Below are 16,850 nucleotides of genomic sequence, written 5' to 3' on the forward strand. Positions count from 1 at the left end.
TGATCTGAGTGACGCCACGACCGCTGGTCGTGCTGTTCTCGGGAGTGACGTGGGACGGCGTTCGGGGTTCCGAACGCCAGCTCACCGAAGCTCTCACGGCCCACGCGGACGTGCTGTGGGTGGACCCGCCGGTCTCACCCGTGACGCCCCAGCGGTACCGGGGCATCGGCAGCACCCGCCGGTCGTGGCGTCCCTCCGTGCGCGAGGCCCTCCCCGGCGTCACGCGCCTGACCCCGATCGCGCTGCCGGGCCTCACCAGGCCCGGCATCCGCGCGACCACGTGGCCGCTGGTGCGGGCCCAGGTGAAGCAGCACCTCCCGCGCAGGCCGCACGCCGTCATCGCGTGCTCCTTCGACGACGTGCTCGGCCGCTGGGACGCGCTGAACGTGTTGTACGGCACCGACGACTGGGTCTCCGGTGCCGCGTTGATGAACCAGGACGCGTCCCGGCTGCGCGCGCAGGAGAAGGCGGCACTGGCCCGCACGGACGTGGTGCTCGCGGTGACACCGGAGCTGGCCGCGCGCTGGCGTGAGCTCGGCGCGGACCCCGTGGTCGTGCCGAACGGCTGCGACACGGCGGCCTACCGCGGCATCGAGTCCGTCGTCCCCGCCGGCCTGCCCGACGGGTTCCCGGACGAGGTCGCCGGTGTGGTCGGGCAGCTGACCGACCGGATCGACATCCGGTACCTCGAAGCCGTGGCGGACACCGGGATCGGGCTGCTGCTCGTCGGACCGCGCGACCCGGCGTGGGAGCCGGAGCGGTTCCCCGCCCTCGTCGCCCGCCCGAACGTGCACCACCCCGGCGCGGTCCCGTTCGCCGAGCTGCCGAAGTGGTTGCGGCGCATGGACGTCGGGCTCACCCCGTACGCGGACACGGCGTTCAACCGCGCCTCGTTCCCGTTGAAGACGCTGGAGTACCTCGCTGCCGGGCGCGCTGTCGTCGGCAGCGCACTGCCCGCGACGCTCCGGCTCGCTGACGAGTCGCCCGACGTGGTGGCGGTGGGGGACCCGGCCGAGCTCGCCCGCGCGGTGCTGACCGCGCTCAGCGCACCGCAGGACCCCGCGCGGCGGCAGCGCTTCGCCGAGCAGCACTCGTGGCAGGCCCGCGCGGCGGTGGTGGCCGGCGCCATCGGCCTGCGCGTCGCGGAAGGTTCCCGGCAGAGGTGAGCATGCGGGTTGTCGTCTACCCCCACAGCATGGAGCTCGGGGGCTCCCAGCTGAACGCGCTCCAGCTCGCCGCGGCCGTGCGCGACCGCGGGCACGAGGTGGTCGTGGTGTCCGAACCGGGGGAGCTGGTGCCGCTGGTCGCCGCGCACGGCCTGGAGCACGTCGAGATCCCGTTGCGGCGCAAGCGCCCCGACCGCCGGGTGGTCTCGACGATCAACCGGCTGGTGCGCTCGCGCGGCATCGACGTCGTGCACGGCTACGAGTGGCCGCCCGCGTTCGAAGCCCTGTACGGCGCCGGGATCCGCCGCACGGCCGCGCCGATCGCGACCGTGATGTCGATGTCGGTGGTGCCGTTCTTCCCGCGCTCGATCCCGTTGATCGTGGGCACCGAGCAGATCCGCCAGGAGGCCGTGGCCGCCGGGCACCACCGCGTGACGCTGCTGGAACCGCCCGTCGACACCGACGGCGACCACCCGGGGTTCGCCGACGGCGGGTTCCGCGCCCGGCACGGGCTCACCGACGCGCCGCTGGTCGTGGCGGTGTCGCGGCTCGTGCCGGACCTGAAGCTGCCGGGCCTGCTGGCCGCGTGCGACGCCGTGGCGGAGCTCGACGACGCCCAGCTGGCCATCGTCGGCGACGGTCCGGCGCGGTCCGAGATCGCCGAACGCGCGGAGAAGGCCAACGCGCGCGCGGGCCGTCGTGCGGTCGTGTTGACCGGTCAGCTCGCCGACCCCCGGCCCGCGTACGCCGCCGCCGACATCGCGGCCGGCATGGGCGGCTCTGCGCTGCGCGCGCTGTCGTTCGGCAAGCCGTTGGTGGTGCTGGGGCTCGACGGGTTCAGCGAGCTGGTCACCGAGGAGAGCCTGCCGGGGTTCCTGTCGGGCGGCTGGTGGGGTTTCGGCGGGGACGGGGTGCCGTCGCTGACGGCTGGTCTGCGGCGGCTCGTCGAGTCACCGCGGCTGCGCGCCGAGCTGGGGGAGTTCGGGCGCAAGCTCGTGGTCGACCGGTTCAGCCTGCGCCGTGCCGCCGAGCTGCAGGAGCAGGAGTACGAGATCGCCGCGCGCACGGCCGGCACCGACCTGCTGGACGTCGTGCGCTCCACGAGCGGTCTGGCGGCGTACAAGGTGCGCCGCAAGGTCGAACGGTTGCGCGGCCGCGTCGCCGTGGACGACGCCAACGCGGCCGCGACCCGCCGCTGACCGGACCGCGGGCTACCCCCAGGTGAGCGGGTCCAGGTGGAGGTAGAACCGCTGCCGGTCGGCATCGAGCGCGATGCCGTAGCCATCGGCGAAGGCGTCGTCGGCGGCGATCGCCCGGTCCTCGTCCTCCCACGTCTCCCTGGCGTTGGCGAGCAGCAGGCCGATGTCGGCGTACCGGTCTGCCCGGCCGAGGCGTCCGAGGTCGATGAAGCCCGCGACGCCGGCCGTGCCGGGGTCGAGGATGATGTTGGGCAGGCACAGGTCGCCGTGGCAGACGACGGTGTCGGCGGCTTCCTGCTCAAGGCGGCGGTCGACCTGCACGGCAAGCCTCGCGAGCAGTTCTGCAGGAGCCGCCTGCTGCTGCTCGACCGGCAAGAACTCCGGGTTGACCGCACCCCGCGCGACGACGTCCCGGGCGACGGCGAACATCTGCCCCAGGTCCCGGGTGAACGGGCAGTCGCCTGCGGGCAACGCGTGCAACCCGCGCACGGCCTCCGCGATGGACGGCCACGCCCGCCGAAGCGCGTCGGCCGGCATGCTGTCGGCGGGCACCCCGCGGACAGCGCTGGTCACCAGGCAGGCGGCGTCGGCGTCGGCGACCCATTCGAGCACCACCGGGCCCGGGACACCGCTGCTGCTGAGCCAGTCGACCCGGTCCCGTTCCCGGGCCAGGAGGTCCTGCTGCTCTGCGGGTACGCACTTGGCGTACCGCGAGCCGTCGGCACTGCGCAGGACACGAGCGCCCGACTCCCCACCCGTGACGGGCTCCCACGTGCCGGGAAGCCGCCGGACGAGCAGGGACTCCCACTCGGGAACCGGTGACCTCCCAGCCATGAAGATCATCCTAGCCAGCGCCCTCCACCGGATTACCGCGCGCAACGCGGTCGGGAGCGGTCAGCCGAGGTGTTTGACGAGGTTGCGCAGCGGCCACACGACGGCCAGGTAGACGGCACCGCCGAGGCCCGCGCCGAGCAGCAGCTGGAGGACCGACGGTTCGGTGAGCCACCGGACGACCAGCACCACCGCGGCCAGCAGCGCGCAGCCGAGCGCCGGCCGTGCGACCGCCGCGAGCAGCACGCGCAGGCGCACGCCGGTGCGGGTCACGGCGAGCGTGTACGCGGGCAGCACCAGGAACACCGCGATCAGCGCGTGCATCGCCGACACCCCGCGGATGCCGTCCCACATCGCCCCCAGCGGCAGCAGCGCGACCAGCACCACGAGCCAGCCCGCCTGCAACCACATCGTGCGGGAGGGCAGGTTCAGCGCGACGAGGTAGTCGTAGGCGAGCTCGGTGACCACCCGCACGATCGCGAGCACCACCAGGAACTGCAACGCGGCGGCCGACCCGGCCCAGTTGTGCCCGTACAGCGTCGTCACCGTCGGCAGCGCCAGCAGGCCCAGCAGCGCGCACACCGGCAACGCGCCGGCCATCAGCAGCGTCGTGAACCGGGCCAGCAGCGCCTCGCGTTCGGCCGGCGAGTCCTGCACGCGGGCGAACGCGGCCAGCGACACCCGGCGGATCACCACCGAGAACATGTTCACCGGCCAGCTCGACAGGTTGAACGCCTGCAGGTACAGGCCCAGCGCCACCGCGCCGAGCAGCGAGCCGGTGATCACGAAGTGCACGTTCAGCATCGCGAACACGAGCAGGCTCGCCCCGGCCAGCGGCAGGCCGAACGTCATCAGCTCACGGGCCTGCCTGCGGTCGAAACCGGGCTTCGGCCACAGCGCGACGAGCCGGAACAACAGGATGGCCGACAGCGCGTTGCCGACGAGCCTGCCCCACGCGAGGCTCCACGCCCCGTGGTCGGCCAGCGCCAGCGCCACGGTCACCCCGGTCGTGAGCACCAGGTTCGACATGTCGACCGCGAGCCGGGCGCCCTGGCGGAACTCGCGGTTGGTGAACTGCGCGGCCGCGGCCGTCGCGCCGTCGATCAGCACCGACAGGCACAGCAGCCGCACCACACCGGTCGCGTCGGGTGCCCCCAGCGCCTCGGAGAACGCGGGCGCGGCGAACCAGCACAGGGCGTAGAGCAGGCCGCTGGACGCGATGGAGATCGTCGTGACGGTCGGCGCGATCTCCCTCGGGTCGCCGGGCCAGCGCACCAGTGCCAGGCTGACGCCGAGCTCGTTGATCGCGAGCAGAGCCCCGAGAGCGACCAGCGCGACCGCGAAGACACCGAAGTCCTCCGGCACGAGAACCCGCGCGAGGAGGATTCCTGTGAGCAGCGTTCCAATTTTGCCGAACACCGTGTTCAGGAAGCTCAAGCCGAGTGCGCGGCGGACCTTTCCGCCTGAAGTGGATTTCGCCAGGTGGTCGGCGTCTTTTGTGGTGGTGATCGGTTCTTCGCCGGTCATGCGTACTCCCCGCGCAACGGGTCATCAATTATTCCTATGGCTCGGGAAATTGGTTGCGGGGGTTTGGCAACCGCCGGGCCATGGGGTAAGAAGTGCCGTGCTGCCGCGAAGTCGCGGTTGGACGGACGTGGGTGACATTGGTCGGTGTCCGCCGTGTACTGCACAATGATCACGCGAAGGAATTCTTCATGAGAACTGCCCGTGATAGGGCCGTGACCTGTGGGAACAATGGTCGGCCGGCACGGTTGTCCGTTGTTGTGGTGATCGCGGCCGCGCTGGCGCTCGCCGGCTGCAAGGCCGGAGCGGGAGCGGAGGAGGGCGACCCCACCGGTGCCGCGCCGACGTCCACCGAGACGTCCTCGCCGGCCCCGGCCAGCTCCAGCAGCGCCGCACCCAGCAGCACCCAGTCGTCGGTCGCGCCGCCGCTGCCGACGACCACGACGCCCAAGCCCCCGTCGACCCCCACACCGCCCGCCGCGGGGGGCTGGCCCGGTCCCGACAACACCGGCTGGGCGCACACCGGCGTCAAGCTCGCCCCGCTGCCCTGCAAGGGCGGCGAGTACCTGATCGACAAGGCCGGCACGGTCATCGACGGCAAGCAGATCCCCTGCTCGGTGCGCGTCACCGCGAACGACGTCAAGATCACCCGCAGCCAGGTCAGGGCGACCGGCCAGTGGGGCGTCTACCTCGTGGACAAGTTCACCCGGCTCACCGTGCAGGACGTCGAGATCATCGGCTCCGACGACTGCGAGTACGGCGTCGGCTACGGGGGCGTCACCTCGGTGCGCATCAACATCAGCGGCTGCTCGGACGGCGTGAAGATGGACACCGGCGCGAGCCTGGTCGACTCGTGGATCCACGACCTGAGCAAGGGTCCCGGCGACCACAACGACGGCATCCAGATCACCGGTGGCTCCAACATCACCATCCGCCACAACCGGATCGAGAACCCGAAGAACCAGACGTCGGCGATCCTCGTCGGCGGTGAGTTCGGCTCGCCGTCGAACATCCTGATCGCGAACAACTTCCTCAACGGCGGCAACTACACGATCTACCTCGACCCCAAGGGCACCAACCGGGTCATCCGCGACAACGTCTTCACGAAGGGCTTCGTCTACGGCCCTGCCCGGCTCGACGGCCAGGTCGAGTGGGTGAACAACACCTACGAGGACGGGTCGGCCGTCAAGAACTGACCGGCTCGCGGCAGCGCTCACGGCGACGTCCCCTCCCGCACAGCGCGGGAAGGGGACGTCGCCGTCTGCGGCAGCGGAGGCACCGGCGCCGAGGCCATCGTCGCGGCCGCGGCCTTCTGCATCCGCAGCAGCGCGCCGGCGCACCCGAGCAGCACGAACATCAGCCCGCTCGCGATCTTGAACGCGAACGTGTCGTACGTGGCGCTGGAGACGCCGAGCATCGCGATGCAGGCGAGCAGCGACTGGCACAGGTCCCGCACGTGCGGGTCGGTGCTCAGCCGCCGGGCCGCCGCTGCCGCGTAGATGCCGGCGATGAACAGGAACAGGAACGCGAGCATGCCGACGAGGCCGTTCTCCACCAGCGAGCCGAGGTACTGGTTGTCGATCGGCCCGTACCTGGTGGGCAGGTAGGTGCCGAACCCGCGGCCCAGCCACAGGTTCTGCTCGATCGTGGCCTCGGTGCTCGCGTAGTCGTCGGTGCGGCCCTGGATGCTCGGGTCGTTGGAGATGTTGCGGAACAGGCTCAGCAGCGTGCCGACCAGGCCGGGCACGAACGCGCGCAGCACCGTCAGGAAGCCCAGTGCGGCGAGGATCGTGTGCAGCTGCTGCTTGGCGGGCCACGTCGGCAGCAGGATGATGCCCGCCACCAGCAGGCCCAGGATCGCCGAGCGGGACAGCGACACGACCGCGCCCATCGCGAGCATCAGCACGCAGAACCACCAGCGGCGGCTGGGTTGCCTGCGCTTCTTCGTGCGGAACGCGTAGTGCGCGGCCAGCGGCACGGCGAGACCGCACACGACACCGAACTCGATGGGGTGGCCCGCCGTGCCGCCGGGGCGGCGGAACGCGGCACGGGCCAGCACGGCCTCACCGGTGCCGACCGAGCGCAGGCCCGGCACCATCGCCATGTACTTGGTGAGGTCGAAGCCGGTGAAGAACTGCATCATGCCGATGACCGCCATGATCGTGCAGGCGATCACCACGAACTTCAGCACCCTGTCGAGGCGGTCCAGGGTGCGGACGCCGTCGATGATCAGCAGACCGGCCGCCATCAGCGAGACGATCGTGACGAAGCTCAGGTCGGCCGACTTCAGCTCGTCGTAGGGCATGTGCCGCAGGGTCACGTACCCGTAGGTCGCGATCTGCGACGAGGCGAAGAGGAAGATCGCGGTGCGGACACCGCTGCGCCCCTTCGCCATGCCGAGGTTGTCGACCATCTGCGCGCACAGCCAGCACATGCCGAGGCCGAAGCCCAGCAGCATCGACGGCCGGATGTCGAGCGGGATGCCGGCGAGCACCAGCCGGGACGGCACGAGCACCAGCACGGCGATGTAGACCACCGAGAGGGTGGCGCCGTCGGTGCGGGTGAGCGTGCGGGGGTGGACGGGTGTTCTCGGCATCGGCTCAGCCCGGCCGGGCGATGCGCACCGTCGGGTTCGCCTCGTTGGAGAGCTTGTGGTGCTGGGGCGCGGCCGGGGTGGCGCGCCGCTCGCCCTCGTCGGACGGCCACTTCGGGTCGTCCGGCTTCCTGGGCTCCGGTTTGCGCGCCTCGGGCTTCTTGCGGCGCAGCATGAAGCTCTCGATCATGTACGCCGACGTGAGGCTCGCCGCGAGGCCCAGCGCGAGTGCCGCGCCCGCCGCCCGCAGCTTGCCGCCGACGAGCAGCGTCGCCTCGGTCGGCGCGACGACGGTTTCGACGTTGATGAACGTCGACTCCGGCGCGCCGAGCTTGCGCTGCCGCTCGACGAGCTCCTGGCTCAGCCGCTTGAACGCCCCGTCCACGGTGGCGCGCGCGGCCTCCGGGGTCGGCGCCTTGCAGACGACCTGGACGAAGGGACCGCGCAGACCGCCGTCGCCCGCCTCGCACTCGATGTCCGGGTTGTTCCGGGTCAGCTGCGCGTAGACCGCCGGGTCGAGCAGGACCTGGGTCAGCAGCTGCGCCGTGGTCGTGAGGCTCGCGTCGAACGCCAGCAACGGGTTGATGATCCCGGAGGGCTTCGACGGGTCGAGCGTGGCGCCGGCCTTCGGCACCGTCAGCAGGTCCGTGCCGGTCGACTCGTACTCCGGCGGCACCGATGCGAACACGACCCCCGCACCACCGAGGGACAGCAACAGCACGGGCAGAGCGACGTACCACCGGCGGAGGAGGACCTTGATGGTCTTCCAGAAATCCATGCTCACCTCAAGTCGCGGGGCAGTCGCCTGTACGAAACGGTAATCGCGTCGCCCCGCCTCCCCGTTACCCGCCGCTATGGTGTGCCCCATGCGCCTCGGATTCGCCTGCGCGTGGGACCCCCGTCCGGAAGGGACGTGGTCGCACACCCCCTGGAACCTCAGAAACGCGTTGCGCCAGCGTATCGAGGTCGTCGACGTCGGGTTGACCTACCCCGGGGCGGTGCGCGCCGCCTTCAAGGCCGTCAACGCCCGGCGCGTCGACGGCCGCTGGGTGTCGATGTGGAAGCACTCCGCTCTCGCACGCCGTTACGGGGAGCGGAGCCTCGACCGGAGCTTGCGCGCCAACCCCTGCGACGTGGTGCTGCAGATCCAGGACCTCGCACCGGTCAGCGCGCCGTTCCTCATCCTCCAGGACCTGAGCTACGACGTGCTTTTCGACCACATGGACGAGAACGGGCGACTTGTCCACTTCCCGTCGCTGGCACGCGGTGACCTGGAACGCCTTCGTGACCGCCAGCGCGGGATGTACGAGCGCGCCGCCGGGGTCGTGGCGATGAGCCGGTGGTTCGCCGACCACCTGGTGAACGTCTCGGGTGTGCCACGTGAACGGGTGCACGTCGTGAACCCCGGCGCGTCGGCCGCGTGGACCGGTCAGGAGGTGCCCGCGGAGGTGCGGCAGCGCCGGGTCGACGGACCACGGCGGCGGCTTCTCCTGGTCGGCAAGGACTTCTTCACCAAGAACGGCCCGCAGGTTCTCGGCGCCGTCGCCCGGCTGCGGGCCGAGGTCGACCCCGGGATCACGCTCACGGTCGTCGGCCCCGCCCAGTGGCCGCTGCCGGGGGAGGTCCCGCCGGGTGTGACGTTCCTCGGGCGCCAGCCGATCGACGCGATGGCGGGCATCTACGACGACCACGACGTGTTCGTCATGCCGTCGCGCTTCGAGGGCTTCGGCATCGCGCTCGTCGAGGCGCTGGCCCGCGGCCTGCCGTGCGTGGCCCGCAAGGCCTTCGCCATGCCCGAGATCGTGGAGGACGGCCGTAACGGCGCCCTCGTCGCAACCGATGACCCAGCAGAGCTGGCTGGCGCTGTCGCACGCCTGCTCGCGGATGACACCGTGTTCACGCGAACGGCCGCCGAGGCGGCTGCCGTCCGCGAGCACTACTCGTGGGAACGCGCAGCTGACGAGGTTGTCGCGGTCGCGCGGCAGGTGGTCCGCACCTAGGTTCCCGCAGCGGAGGAGAGACGCTCGATGTACCTGGCCTCCGCGCGCACCACACCGGTCGAGGCGGCCGGTGGAACCGGGGTCACCGGGAAGGTGCCCGGCACGGTCGTCGCACTGGGCGCTGTGAGCCTCCTCACCGACGTGTCCGCGGAGATGGTCACCGCGTTCATGCCGGTTTACGTGCTCTACGTCCTGCAGCTCGGGTATGTCCAGTTCGGACTGCTCGACGGTTTGTACAGCGGTGCCACCGTCCTTCTCCGGTTGGTCGGCGGCCACCTGGGTGACCGGCTGGGCAAGTACCGGGCGGTGGCGCTGGCGGGGTACGGGATCTCGGCACTGTCCAAACTGCTCTTCCCGTTCGCCGGCGCCTCGACCGCCGCGATCGGTGCCGTCGTGGCCACGGACCGCGCGGGCAAGGGCCTGCGCACCGCGCCGCGCGACGCGCTGATCTCCCTGGCCACCCCGGCGCCCGTGCTGGGCAGGGCGTTCGGCCTGCACCGGGCGATGGACACGTTCGGCGCGATGCTCGGCCCGCTGGTGACGTTCCTCATCATGATCCAGCTCGGCGCCGACCCGAGCCTGGTCTTCGGCGTGAGCTTCTGCTTCGCGCTGGTCGGCGTGATCGTGCTGGTGACGTTCGTGCCCGGCCCGCCGCGCACCGCCGTCGCCGCGCCCCGGCCGGAGATCCGCTGGCGTGATGGCCTGCACCTGTTGCGCGGCAAGAGGTTCCGCGGCGCGTCGGTCGCGGCCACCGTGCTCGGGTTCGCCACGATCAGCGACGCGTTCGTCTTCGTCGTGCTGCAGAAGACCGCCGGGGTGCCGACGAGCCTGCTGCCGTTGCTGCCGCTGGGCACCGCGCTGGTGTTCCTGCTGGCCGCGCTGCCGCTGGGGCGCGTGGCCGACCGGTTCGGCCGCTGGCGGATGTTCGCCGTCGGCCACGTCGCGTTGCTGGGCGTGTACGCGCTGCTCGTCCTCGGCGGTCGCGGAATCGCGGTGGTGTGCCTGGTCCTGCTGCTGCACGGCCTCTTCTACGCCGCTACCGACGGTGTGCTGATGGCGCACGGAGCGGAGCTGGTGCCCGAGTCGATCAGGGCGAGCGGGCTCGCGATCCTGCAGACCGGCCAGGCCGTCGCCCGGCTGCTCTCGTCCGTCCTCTTCGGAGTGTTGTTGACCTTCCTCGACATGCGCTGGGCCGTGCTCGTGGCCGCCGTCGCGCTCCTCGCCGCACTCGGGACCGCGCTGGTCCTCACCGGCCGCGGCCGCACCGGCGCCGACGCGGAGGTGGCGGCGTGACCGCGCTCGCCCGGCACCGCGTCGCCATCGGCATCGCCGCCATCGTGCTGGTGCTGCTCGGCGGCGGCGGGTTCGTCGCCTGGACCGTGGCCAAGCGCGACGACGCGCGGGCGAGCGCCGCGCCGCCGGTGCAGGGCGGACTGCTGTTCGTCGACCTGGAGAGCTACGACGGCCAGGTCGACCAGGTCGCGCTCGCCGACCCCGGCGGCAAGCGCACCCCGACCGCGCTGCGGTGCCAGCGGGTCTACGTGGCCGCGGGGACGACGGTCTGCCTGCGGCTCGCGGGCATCGGGCCGTCCTACGAGGCCGCCGTCCTGGACGCGGACGGCGAGGTGCTCCGCACGGTCGCGCTGCCGGGCACGCCGAGCCGGGCGCGGGTCTCCCAGTCGGGCAAGGTGGTCTCCTGGACGACGTTCGTCACCGGCGACTCCTACTCCGTGCCGGGCGGCTTCTCCACCAGGACCGGTGTGCTGGACCTGGCCTCCGGCACGCTCGTCGAGTCGCTGGAGACCTTCCGGTCCACCGTCGGCGGCCAGGTCATGACCGCCGCGGACATCAACTTCTGGGGCGTCACGGTCGCCCAGGACGACCGCACGTTCTACGCGACGATGGCCACGGCCGGCCGCACGTGGCTGATGAAGGGCGACCTGGTCGCGCGGACGATGGCCGACGTCCGGCAGACCGCCGAGTGCCCGTCGCTGTCACCGGACGGCACGAAGGTCGCCTACAAGAAGCGGACCTCGCGCACCGGCCCGTGGCGGCTCGCGGTGGCCGACCTGCGCACGAACGCCGAGACCGTCATCGAGGGCACGACCGGCATCGACGACCAGGCCACGTGGCTGGACGGCGACACCCTGGCCTACGCCGCGACGAACGGTGACGAGAAGCGCTCGTCGATCTACGAGGTGCGCGCGGACGGGTCCACCGCGCCGAAGGTGCTGATCACCGCCGCCGCCTCCCCGGTGCCCGTGCGGTAGCCCCTGGCGCCCTCGGCGGTGAGGTTCACCGTCAGGAGCGGAACCAGGCCCGCTTCACCGGCCGGCCGTGCGCGAGGGCGTCGCGCAGCGAGACGCCCTTCAGGCCGCGCTCGGCCAGGCCGGCGCACACCAGCCGGGCGAGTTCGCCGCGGTCGAACGTCGGAGCGGGCCCGTCGTCGACGCCGTCCTCCGGTCCCGCGTAGCCGTCGTGCATCAGCACGACCGCTCCACTGTGGACCTCCCGCAGCGTCCGCTCGGCGATCGTGGCGGCCGGGTCGTCCTCCCAGTCGAACGCCGCCACGTCCCACACCACGGAGTCCATGCCGGTGGCGCGGATCGCCGCGTACGTCGCCGGCCGCTGCGCGCCGTACGGGGGGCGGAACCAGCGCACCTCGGTGCCGAGGACGTCCTCCAGGAAGTGCTTGCCGTCGGCCGTGCGGGCGCGCACCTCCTTGGGTGCCAGTGTGGTGAGGCGCACGTGGTCGACGCCGTGCAGCGCGATCTCGTGGCCCGCGGCCTGCACCTCGGCGAGCAGTCCCGGGTGCTTGCGCGCCCGGCCCGTCAACACGAAGAACGTTGCCGTGCAACCGGAGTTCGCCAAGGATTCCAGCACCCGTTCGGTCGCGCCCGGCTGCGGCCCGTCGTCGTAGGTGAGCACGACGTGCGGTTGCGGCGAAGAGACCTGTCGCACTGAGCCGATCGGAGCAGTGAGCGGCAGGACGAGGCGCCGGGCGAGGCGACGGATCATGCCGTCACTGTAACGACTCCAGACGGGCTCTCGATCCAGTTGACATGACGAGTGGCTCCGACCTGGTGAGTCTGTCGATCTTGATGGTGTCCTACAACGCCGCCGACCACCTCGAAGCCACGTTGCGTTCGCTGCAGGGGTCTGCGGCGCCGTCGGACCCGTTCGAGGTCCTGGTGACGGACAACGGTTCCGCGGACGGCGCGGCCGAGGTGGCCGAGCGGTTGCTGGGCACCGGCGCGGTCGAGCGCATGCACCGCAACACCGGCTTCGGCTTCGCGGTCAACCGCACGGCGAAACGCGCCAGGGGCGACTACTTCCTGTTGCTGAACCCGGACGCGCACCCGAGGCCGGGCGCGATCGACGCGGCGCTGGCGGTGCTGCGGGCACGGCCGCGCACGGGCATCGTCGGTGGGCGCTGCGTCACACCCGACGGGGAGCTCGACCCGCGCAGCTGCTTCGGCCGCATCACCGCCTGGAGCCTCACGAGCGGCATGCTCGGCCTGTCCAGCGCCTTCCGCGGCTCCGCGTTCTTCGACCCCGAGTCGCTGGGCGGCTGGCAGCGCGACGACCAGCGCCCGGTCGACGTCATCAGCGGCGGGTTCCTGCTGATCTCCCGCGAGACCTGGGAACGGCTCGGCGGGTTCGACGAGACCTACCGGATCTACGGCGAGGACCAGGACCTCTGCCTGCGCGCCGCCGCACTCGGCTTCTCGCCGTGCATCGCACCGGCCGCGGAGTTCGAGCACGCCGTCGGCGCCTCCTCCGCGCACCGGGTGAACCGCGACGTGCTGGTGCTCACCGGCCGGGCGACGGTCGTGCAGCGCCACGTGACGGCGCGGCGGTACGGGCTCTTCGCGCTGCGGGCGGGCGTGGCGTTGCGCGCCGTGGCCGAACGGGTGCTGCGCAGGGGTCCGCGCTGGAGCGAGGTGTGGCGCCGCCGCGCGGAATGGGCCGGCGGCTGGGGCGCCCGCACCGACGTGGCGGGGTCCGCGTGACGCGGCCGGTCGCCGGTGTGGTCATCCCGGCGCACAACGAGGAACGCGGCATCGCGCGGTCCCTGTCCTTGCTGGGCGGGGAGTTCGACGTCGTCGTCGTGGCCAACGCGTGCACCGACGCCACCGCCGGCGTGGCCCGCGCGGCGGGCGTGAAGGTCGTGGAGACCCCGGTGGCGGGCAAGGTGCACGCGCTCGCCCTGGGTGACGAGGTGTGCGCCACGTTCCCGCGGGTGTACCTGGACGCGGACGTCGACCTGACCGCCGAGTCGTTGCGCGCCATGGTGTCCGAGCTCACCTCCGACGACACGGCCCTCGCGTGCGCGCCGGTGCCCGAGCTCGACCTCACCGGCTGCTCCCGCGTCGCCGCGGGTTTCCACCGCACCATCGCGCGGCTGCTCGCCCAGCGCCGCGGGCTGTCCGGCACCGGCGCCTACATGGTCACCGAACGCGGTCACGCCCGGATCTTCCCGATGCCCGACGTCGTCAACGACGACGGGTACGTGCAGCGCAGGTTCTCCTTGGCGGAGAAGAAGATCGTCCCGTCGGCGCGTGCGGTCGTGCGCCCGGCCAGGACGGTGGGGGCGCTGGTGCGCCGCCGGGCCAGGGTGCGGCTGGGCAACCGGCAGCTGGACGCGCTCGGTCACACCGGCCACGAGCCGCCGCTCGCCCTGGGGCAGCTGCGCGGCCTGGTCCGGTCGCGCGAGGTCGCACGACTCGACGCGCTGTGCTTCCTGTCGGTGCTCGCCGTGGAGAAGGTGCTCGCCCGCTGGCGCCACCTGACCGGTGTGACCGGCGAATGGTCCACCGACCGCACCACGAGGTAACGCACACCCGTTGGTGGAACGACTACCTGAGCGTTGGCCCGGTCCCCCGGTGAGAGGTCTTAGCTGTGAGCGCACCGCACGTGTTGATCATCGTGCAGAACCTGCCCGTGCCGTTGGATCGGCGGGTGTGGCTCGAATGCCGTGCGCTGACAGCGGCCGGCTACGAGGTGTCGGTCATCTGCCCCAAGGGACCGGGTGACCCCGCCTACCAGCTCCTCGACGGGGTGCACCTCCACAAGTACGCCCCGCCACCGCAGGCGGAGGGTGCTCTCGGCTACGCCTGGGAGTTCCTCTACTGCTGGGTGCGCACCGCGGTGCTGAGCGTGAAGGTGCGCATGCGCCGCCGGTTCGACGTGATGCAGGCGTGCAACCCGCCGGACACGTACTGGGCGCTCGCGCTGCTGTGGCGGCTCGGTGGCGTGAAGTTCGTCTTCGACCACCACGACCTCAACCCCGAGGTCTTCCTGTCCCGCTTCGGCGAGCCGGCCGGGTTCGCAGGCAAGCTGCAGTACCGGGTCCTGAAGTGGCTGGAGCGGCGCACGTTCCGCACGGCCGACCGGGTGACCTCGACCAACACCTCGTACCAGAAGATCGCGTGGACCCGCGGTGACGTGCCGCCCGAGCGCACGACGGTGGTGCGTTCGGGCCCGGACACGACGGTCATGCGGCCGGTCGAGGGCGTGGACGAGCTGCGCCGCGGCGGCAAGCACCTGGTCGCCTACCTGGGCATCATGGGCCCGCAGGACGGTGTCGACGGCGTGCTGGAGGTGGCCCGCAGGGTCGTGTTCGACCACGGCCGCAGCGACGTCCGGTTCGCCCTGCTCGGCTTCGGCGACTGCCTGGAGGACCTGCGGAAGCAGTCCGCGGCCTGGGGTCTCGACCCGTACGTCGAGTTCACCGGCCGGGTCGGTCCCGAGCAGATCACCCGCTACCTGTCCACGGCCGCCGTGGGACTGGGGCCGGACCCGTTGTCGCCGCTGAACGACGTGTCCACCATGAACAAGACCATGGAGTACATGGCCTACGCGCTGCCGGTGCTGTCCTACCGGCTGACCGAGACCGTGGTGTCGGCGGGCGACTGCGCCGTCTACGTCGAGCCGGGTGACGTGGAGGCGTTCACGTCGGCGCTGCTCGACCTGCTCGACGACGCGGAGCGCCGCGGCCGGCTCGGCTTCGAGGGCCGCCGCCGCTGCGAGGCCGAGCTCGACTGGCGCCCGCAGGCTGAGGCGTACGTCTCGGTCTTCGACGGACTCACCGGATTCGTGTCGCGCGGGCCCTTCCCGGACGGTAGACCTGACCTGGCCGCCGGTACCGACCAGTGGGGCAACAAGATGATCGACGTGAGCGACGACGCCGTTCTCCGCGCGTTCGCCGTGAACCGAACGGGAGAATGATGTTCGTCAGAAGGATCGCTGTCGTCGGCACCGGCTACGTCGGCCTGACCACCGGTGCGTGTCTCGCGTCACTGGGGCACCGCGTGGTGTGCGCGGACGTCGACGAGGCCAAGGTCGAACGGCTCTCGCGCGGCGAGGTCGACATCCTCGAACCCGGTCTCGCGGACCTGGTGAGCGGCGGCCTGGCCTCTGGCCGGCTCTCGTTCGTCGTCGGCGCGTCGGCCGCGGTGGCCGACGCCGAGGTCGTGTTCCTCTGCGTGCCGACGCCGATGGGCGTGGGCGGCATCGCGGACCTGCAGGCCGTCGAGTCCGTTGTGGACGAGACCCGCGACCTGCTGCCGTCGGGCTGCGTGATCGTGAACAAGTCGACGGTGCCGGTGGGCACCGCGGTCCGCACGGCCGAGCTGCTGCGCCGCGATGACGTGGCCGTCGTGTCGAACCCGGAGTTCCTGCGGGAGGGCTCCGCCGTGCACGACTTCCTGAACCCGGACCGCATCGTCGTCGGCTGCGACCAGCAGGACGCGGCCGAGCGCGTGGCCGCCCTGTACGCCCGCCTGGGTGCGCCGACCGTGCTGACCGACGCGGCCTCCGCCGAGCTGGTCAAGTACGCGGCGAACTGCTTCCTCGCGATGAAGCTCTCGTACGTCAACGCGGTCGCGGAGCTGTGCGAACGGCTCGGCGCGAACATCACCGACGTGACCGAGGGCATGGGCTACGACAAGCGCATCGGCCAGTCGTTCCTCTCGCCCGGTCCCGGCTGGGGCGGCTCCTGCCTGCCCAAGGACACGCACGCGATGCTCCAGGCCGCGGACGCCGCGGACTTCGAGTTCCGGCTGCTGCGCGCCACGATCGACACCAACGAGCGCCAGCGCACCCGGATGGTCGAGAAGGTCCGCCTGGCGGTCACCGGCAAGCGCGGCGGCTCCCTCTCGCACGTCCGCCTCGGTCTGCTCGGACTCACGTTCAAGGCGGGCACCGACGACCTGCGCGACTCGCCGGCCCTGGCCGTGGCGGCGCTGCTCAAGCAGGCCGGTGCCGAGCTCGTGGGCTACGACCCGGCACTGAGCGGCGGCACCGACCTCGGTGCGGTGTCCGTTGTGGACGACGCCTACCAGGCGGCGAAGGACGTCGACGCGCTCGTGGTGCTCACCGAGTGGCCGGACTTCCGCTCGCTCGACTGGGCCCGCCTCGCCGAGACGGTCCGCCAGCCGGTGGTCGTCGACACCCGCAACATCCTCGACCCGGACGTCATCCGCAGGGCGGGCTTCACCTGCACGTCCCTCGGCCGCCGCTGAGGTCCTCCCCG

General features: G+C 71.8%; 15 protein-coding genes. 10 read left to right on the forward strand and 5 right to left on the reverse strand.

Annotated features, from left to right (window positions below; genetic code table 11):
• Nucleotides 1-8: 8 nt before the first annotated feature.
• On the forward strand, nt 9-1,166 hold the full coding sequence (locus AB0A63_RS08010) for a glycosyltransferase (protein WP_360386826.1): 1,158 nt from the start codon (nt 9-11) through the stop codon (nt 1,164-1,166).
• Nucleotides 1,167-1,168: 2 nt separating this feature from the next.
• Entirely contained in the window at nt 1,169-2,365 is a 1,197-nt protein-coding gene (locus AB0A63_RS08015) for a glycosyltransferase family 4 protein (RefSeq protein WP_360388323.1), read from the forward strand.
• A gap of 12 nt (nt 2,366-2,377) precedes the next feature.
• Here AB0A63_RS08015 and AB0A63_RS08020 read toward each other — a convergent pair whose 3' ends face one another.
• A complete protein-coding gene (locus AB0A63_RS08020) occupies nt 2,378-3,199 on the reverse strand; it encodes an APH(3'') family aminoglycoside O-phosphotransferase (RefSeq protein ID WP_360386829.1) in 822 nt (273 codons plus the stop codon).
• A gap of 60 nt (nt 3,200-3,259) precedes the next feature.
• Nucleotides 3,260-4,723, reverse strand: coding sequence for an oligosaccharide flippase family protein (locus tag AB0A63_RS08025; RefSeq protein WP_360386832.1), 1,464 nt, complete (start codon nt 4,721-4,723; stop codon nt 3,260-3,262).
• Between the two features lie 245 nt (nt 4,724-4,968).
• On the opposite strand from AB0A63_RS08025, the gene AB0A63_RS08030 reads away from it, so the two are divergent.
• Nucleotides 4,969-5,916 carry a right-handed parallel beta-helix repeat-containing protein gene (locus AB0A63_RS08030; RefSeq protein ID WP_360386834.1) on the forward strand — a complete coding sequence of 316 codons (948 nt, stop codon included), beginning with the start codon at nt 4,969-4,971 and terminating at the stop codon, nt 5,914-5,916.
• 17 nt (nt 5,917-5,933) lie between these two features.
• On the opposite strand, the gene AB0A63_RS08035 is transcribed toward AB0A63_RS08030, so the two are convergent.
• Together AB0A63_RS08035 and AB0A63_RS08040 are read right to left on the reverse strand one after the other, a co-directional pair.
• Entirely contained in the window at nt 5,934-7,316 is a 1,383-nt protein-coding gene (locus AB0A63_RS08035; RefSeq protein ID WP_360386837.1) for an O-antigen ligase family protein, read from the reverse strand.
• Between the two features lie 4 nt (nt 7,317-7,320).
• Nucleotides 7,321-8,091, reverse strand: coding sequence for a hypothetical protein (locus AB0A63_RS08040; RefSeq protein WP_360386839.1), 771 nt, complete (start codon nt 8,089-8,091; stop codon nt 7,321-7,323).
• Nucleotides 8,092-8,179: 88 nt separating this feature from the next.
• On the opposite strand from AB0A63_RS08040, the gene AB0A63_RS08045 reads away from it, so the two are divergent.
• Genes AB0A63_RS08045 through AB0A63_RS08055 form a run of 3 tightly spaced genes read left to right on the forward strand, consistent with a single transcriptional unit; the run spans nt 8,180 to nt 11,583 of the window.
• Nucleotides 8,180-9,313, forward strand: coding sequence for a glycosyltransferase family 4 protein (locus AB0A63_RS08045; RefSeq protein WP_360386842.1), 1,134 nt, complete (start codon nt 8,180-8,182; stop codon nt 9,311-9,313).
• A gap of 27 nt (nt 9,314-9,340) precedes the next feature.
• The gene (locus AB0A63_RS08050; RefSeq protein WP_360386844.1) at nt 9,341-10,606 is read left to right on the forward strand and encodes an MFS transporter; all 1,266 of its coding nucleotides are present in this window, start codon (nt 9,341-9,343) and stop codon (nt 10,604-10,606) included.
• A complete protein-coding gene (locus AB0A63_RS08055) occupies nt 10,603-11,583 on the forward strand; it encodes a hypothetical protein (protein WP_360386847.1) in 981 nt (326 codons plus the stop codon). The genes AB0A63_RS08050 and AB0A63_RS08055 overlap by 4 nt, the downstream gene beginning before the upstream one ends.
• A gap of 31 nt (nt 11,584-11,614) precedes the next feature.
• Here the strand turns inward: AB0A63_RS08055 and AB0A63_RS08060 are convergent, their stop codons facing one another.
• Nucleotides 11,615-12,331, reverse strand: a complete 717-nt coding sequence (locus AB0A63_RS08060) for a polysaccharide deacetylase family protein (RefSeq protein WP_360386850.1) — start codon at nt 12,329-12,331, stop codon at nt 11,615-11,617.
• 44 nt (nt 12,332-12,375) lie between these two features.
• On the opposite strand from AB0A63_RS08060, the gene AB0A63_RS08065 reads away from it, so the two are divergent.
• The 4 genes from AB0A63_RS08065 to AB0A63_RS08080 all read left to right on the forward strand — a co-directional run bounded on the left by AB0A63_RS08065 (nt 12,376) and on the right by AB0A63_RS08080 (nt 16,839).
• The gene (locus AB0A63_RS08065; RefSeq protein ID WP_360386852.1) at nt 12,376-13,326 is read left to right on the forward strand and encodes a glycosyltransferase family 2 protein; all 951 of its coding nucleotides are present in this window, start codon (nt 12,376-12,378) and stop codon (nt 13,324-13,326) included.
• Complete coding sequence (locus tag AB0A63_RS08070; protein WP_360386855.1) at nt 13,323-14,150, forward strand: glycosyltransferase; 828 nt, start codon at nt 13,323-13,325, stop codon at nt 14,148-14,150. Before AB0A63_RS08065 ends, AB0A63_RS08070 begins: the two co-directional genes overlap by 4 nt.
• A gap of 65 nt (nt 14,151-14,215) precedes the next feature.
• Nucleotides 14,216-15,544, forward strand: coding sequence for a glycosyltransferase family 4 protein (locus AB0A63_RS08075; protein ID WP_360386857.1), 1,329 nt, complete (start codon nt 14,216-14,218; stop codon nt 15,542-15,544).
• Nucleotides 15,544-16,839, forward strand: a complete 1,296-nt coding sequence (locus AB0A63_RS08080) for a UDP-glucose/GDP-mannose dehydrogenase family protein (RefSeq protein ID WP_360386859.1) — start codon at nt 15,544-15,546, stop codon at nt 16,837-16,839. Before AB0A63_RS08075 ends, AB0A63_RS08080 begins: the two co-directional genes overlap by 1 nt.
• Nucleotides 16,840-16,850 lie beyond the last annotated feature (11 nt).

The sequence above is a fragment of the Lentzea sp. NPDC042327 genome, from assembly GCF_040647275.1.
Classification (GTDB): domain Bacteria; phylum Actinomycetota; class Actinomycetes; order Mycobacteriales; family Pseudonocardiaceae; genus Lentzea.

Bases quoted from the DNA above. Each gene is read 5' to 3' on its own strand.
- AB0A63_RS08045 (WP_360386842.1), top strand. From the start codon at position 8,180: ATGCGCCTCGGATTCGCCTGCGCGTGGGACCCCCGTCCGGAAGGGACG.
- AB0A63_RS08050 (WP_360386844.1), top strand. From the start codon at position 9,341: ATGTACCTGGCCTCCGCGCGCACCACACCGGTCGAGGCGGCCGGTGGA.
- AB0A63_RS08015 (WP_360388323.1), top strand. From the start codon at position 1,169: ATGCGGGTTGTCGTCTACCCCCACAGCATGGAGCTCGGGGGCTCCCAG.
- AB0A63_RS08025 (WP_360386832.1), bottom strand. From the start codon at position 4,723: ATGACCGGCGAAGAACCGATCACCACCACAAAAGACGCCGACCACCTG.
- AB0A63_RS08060 (WP_360386850.1), bottom strand. From the start codon at position 12,331: ATGATCCGTCGCCTCGCCCGGCGCCTCGTCCTGCCGCTCACTGCTCCG.
- AB0A63_RS08080 (WP_360386859.1), top strand. From the start codon at position 15,544: ATGTTCGTCAGAAGGATCGCTGTCGTCGGCACCGGCTACGTCGGCCTG.
- AB0A63_RS08065 (WP_360386852.1), top strand. From the start codon at position 12,376: ATGACGAGTGGCTCCGACCTGGTGAGTCTGTCGATCTTGATGGTGTCC.
- AB0A63_RS08020 (WP_360386829.1), bottom strand. From the start codon at position 3,199: ATGGCTGGGAGGTCACCGGTTCCCGAGTGGGAGTCCCTGCTCGTCCGG.
- AB0A63_RS08040 (WP_360386839.1), bottom strand. From the start codon at position 8,091: ATGGATTTCTGGAAGACCATCAAGGTCCTCCTCCGCCGGTGGTACGTC.
- AB0A63_RS08035 (WP_360386837.1), bottom strand. From the start codon at position 7,316: ATGCCGAGAACACCCGTCCACCCCCGCACGCTCACCCGCACCGACGGC.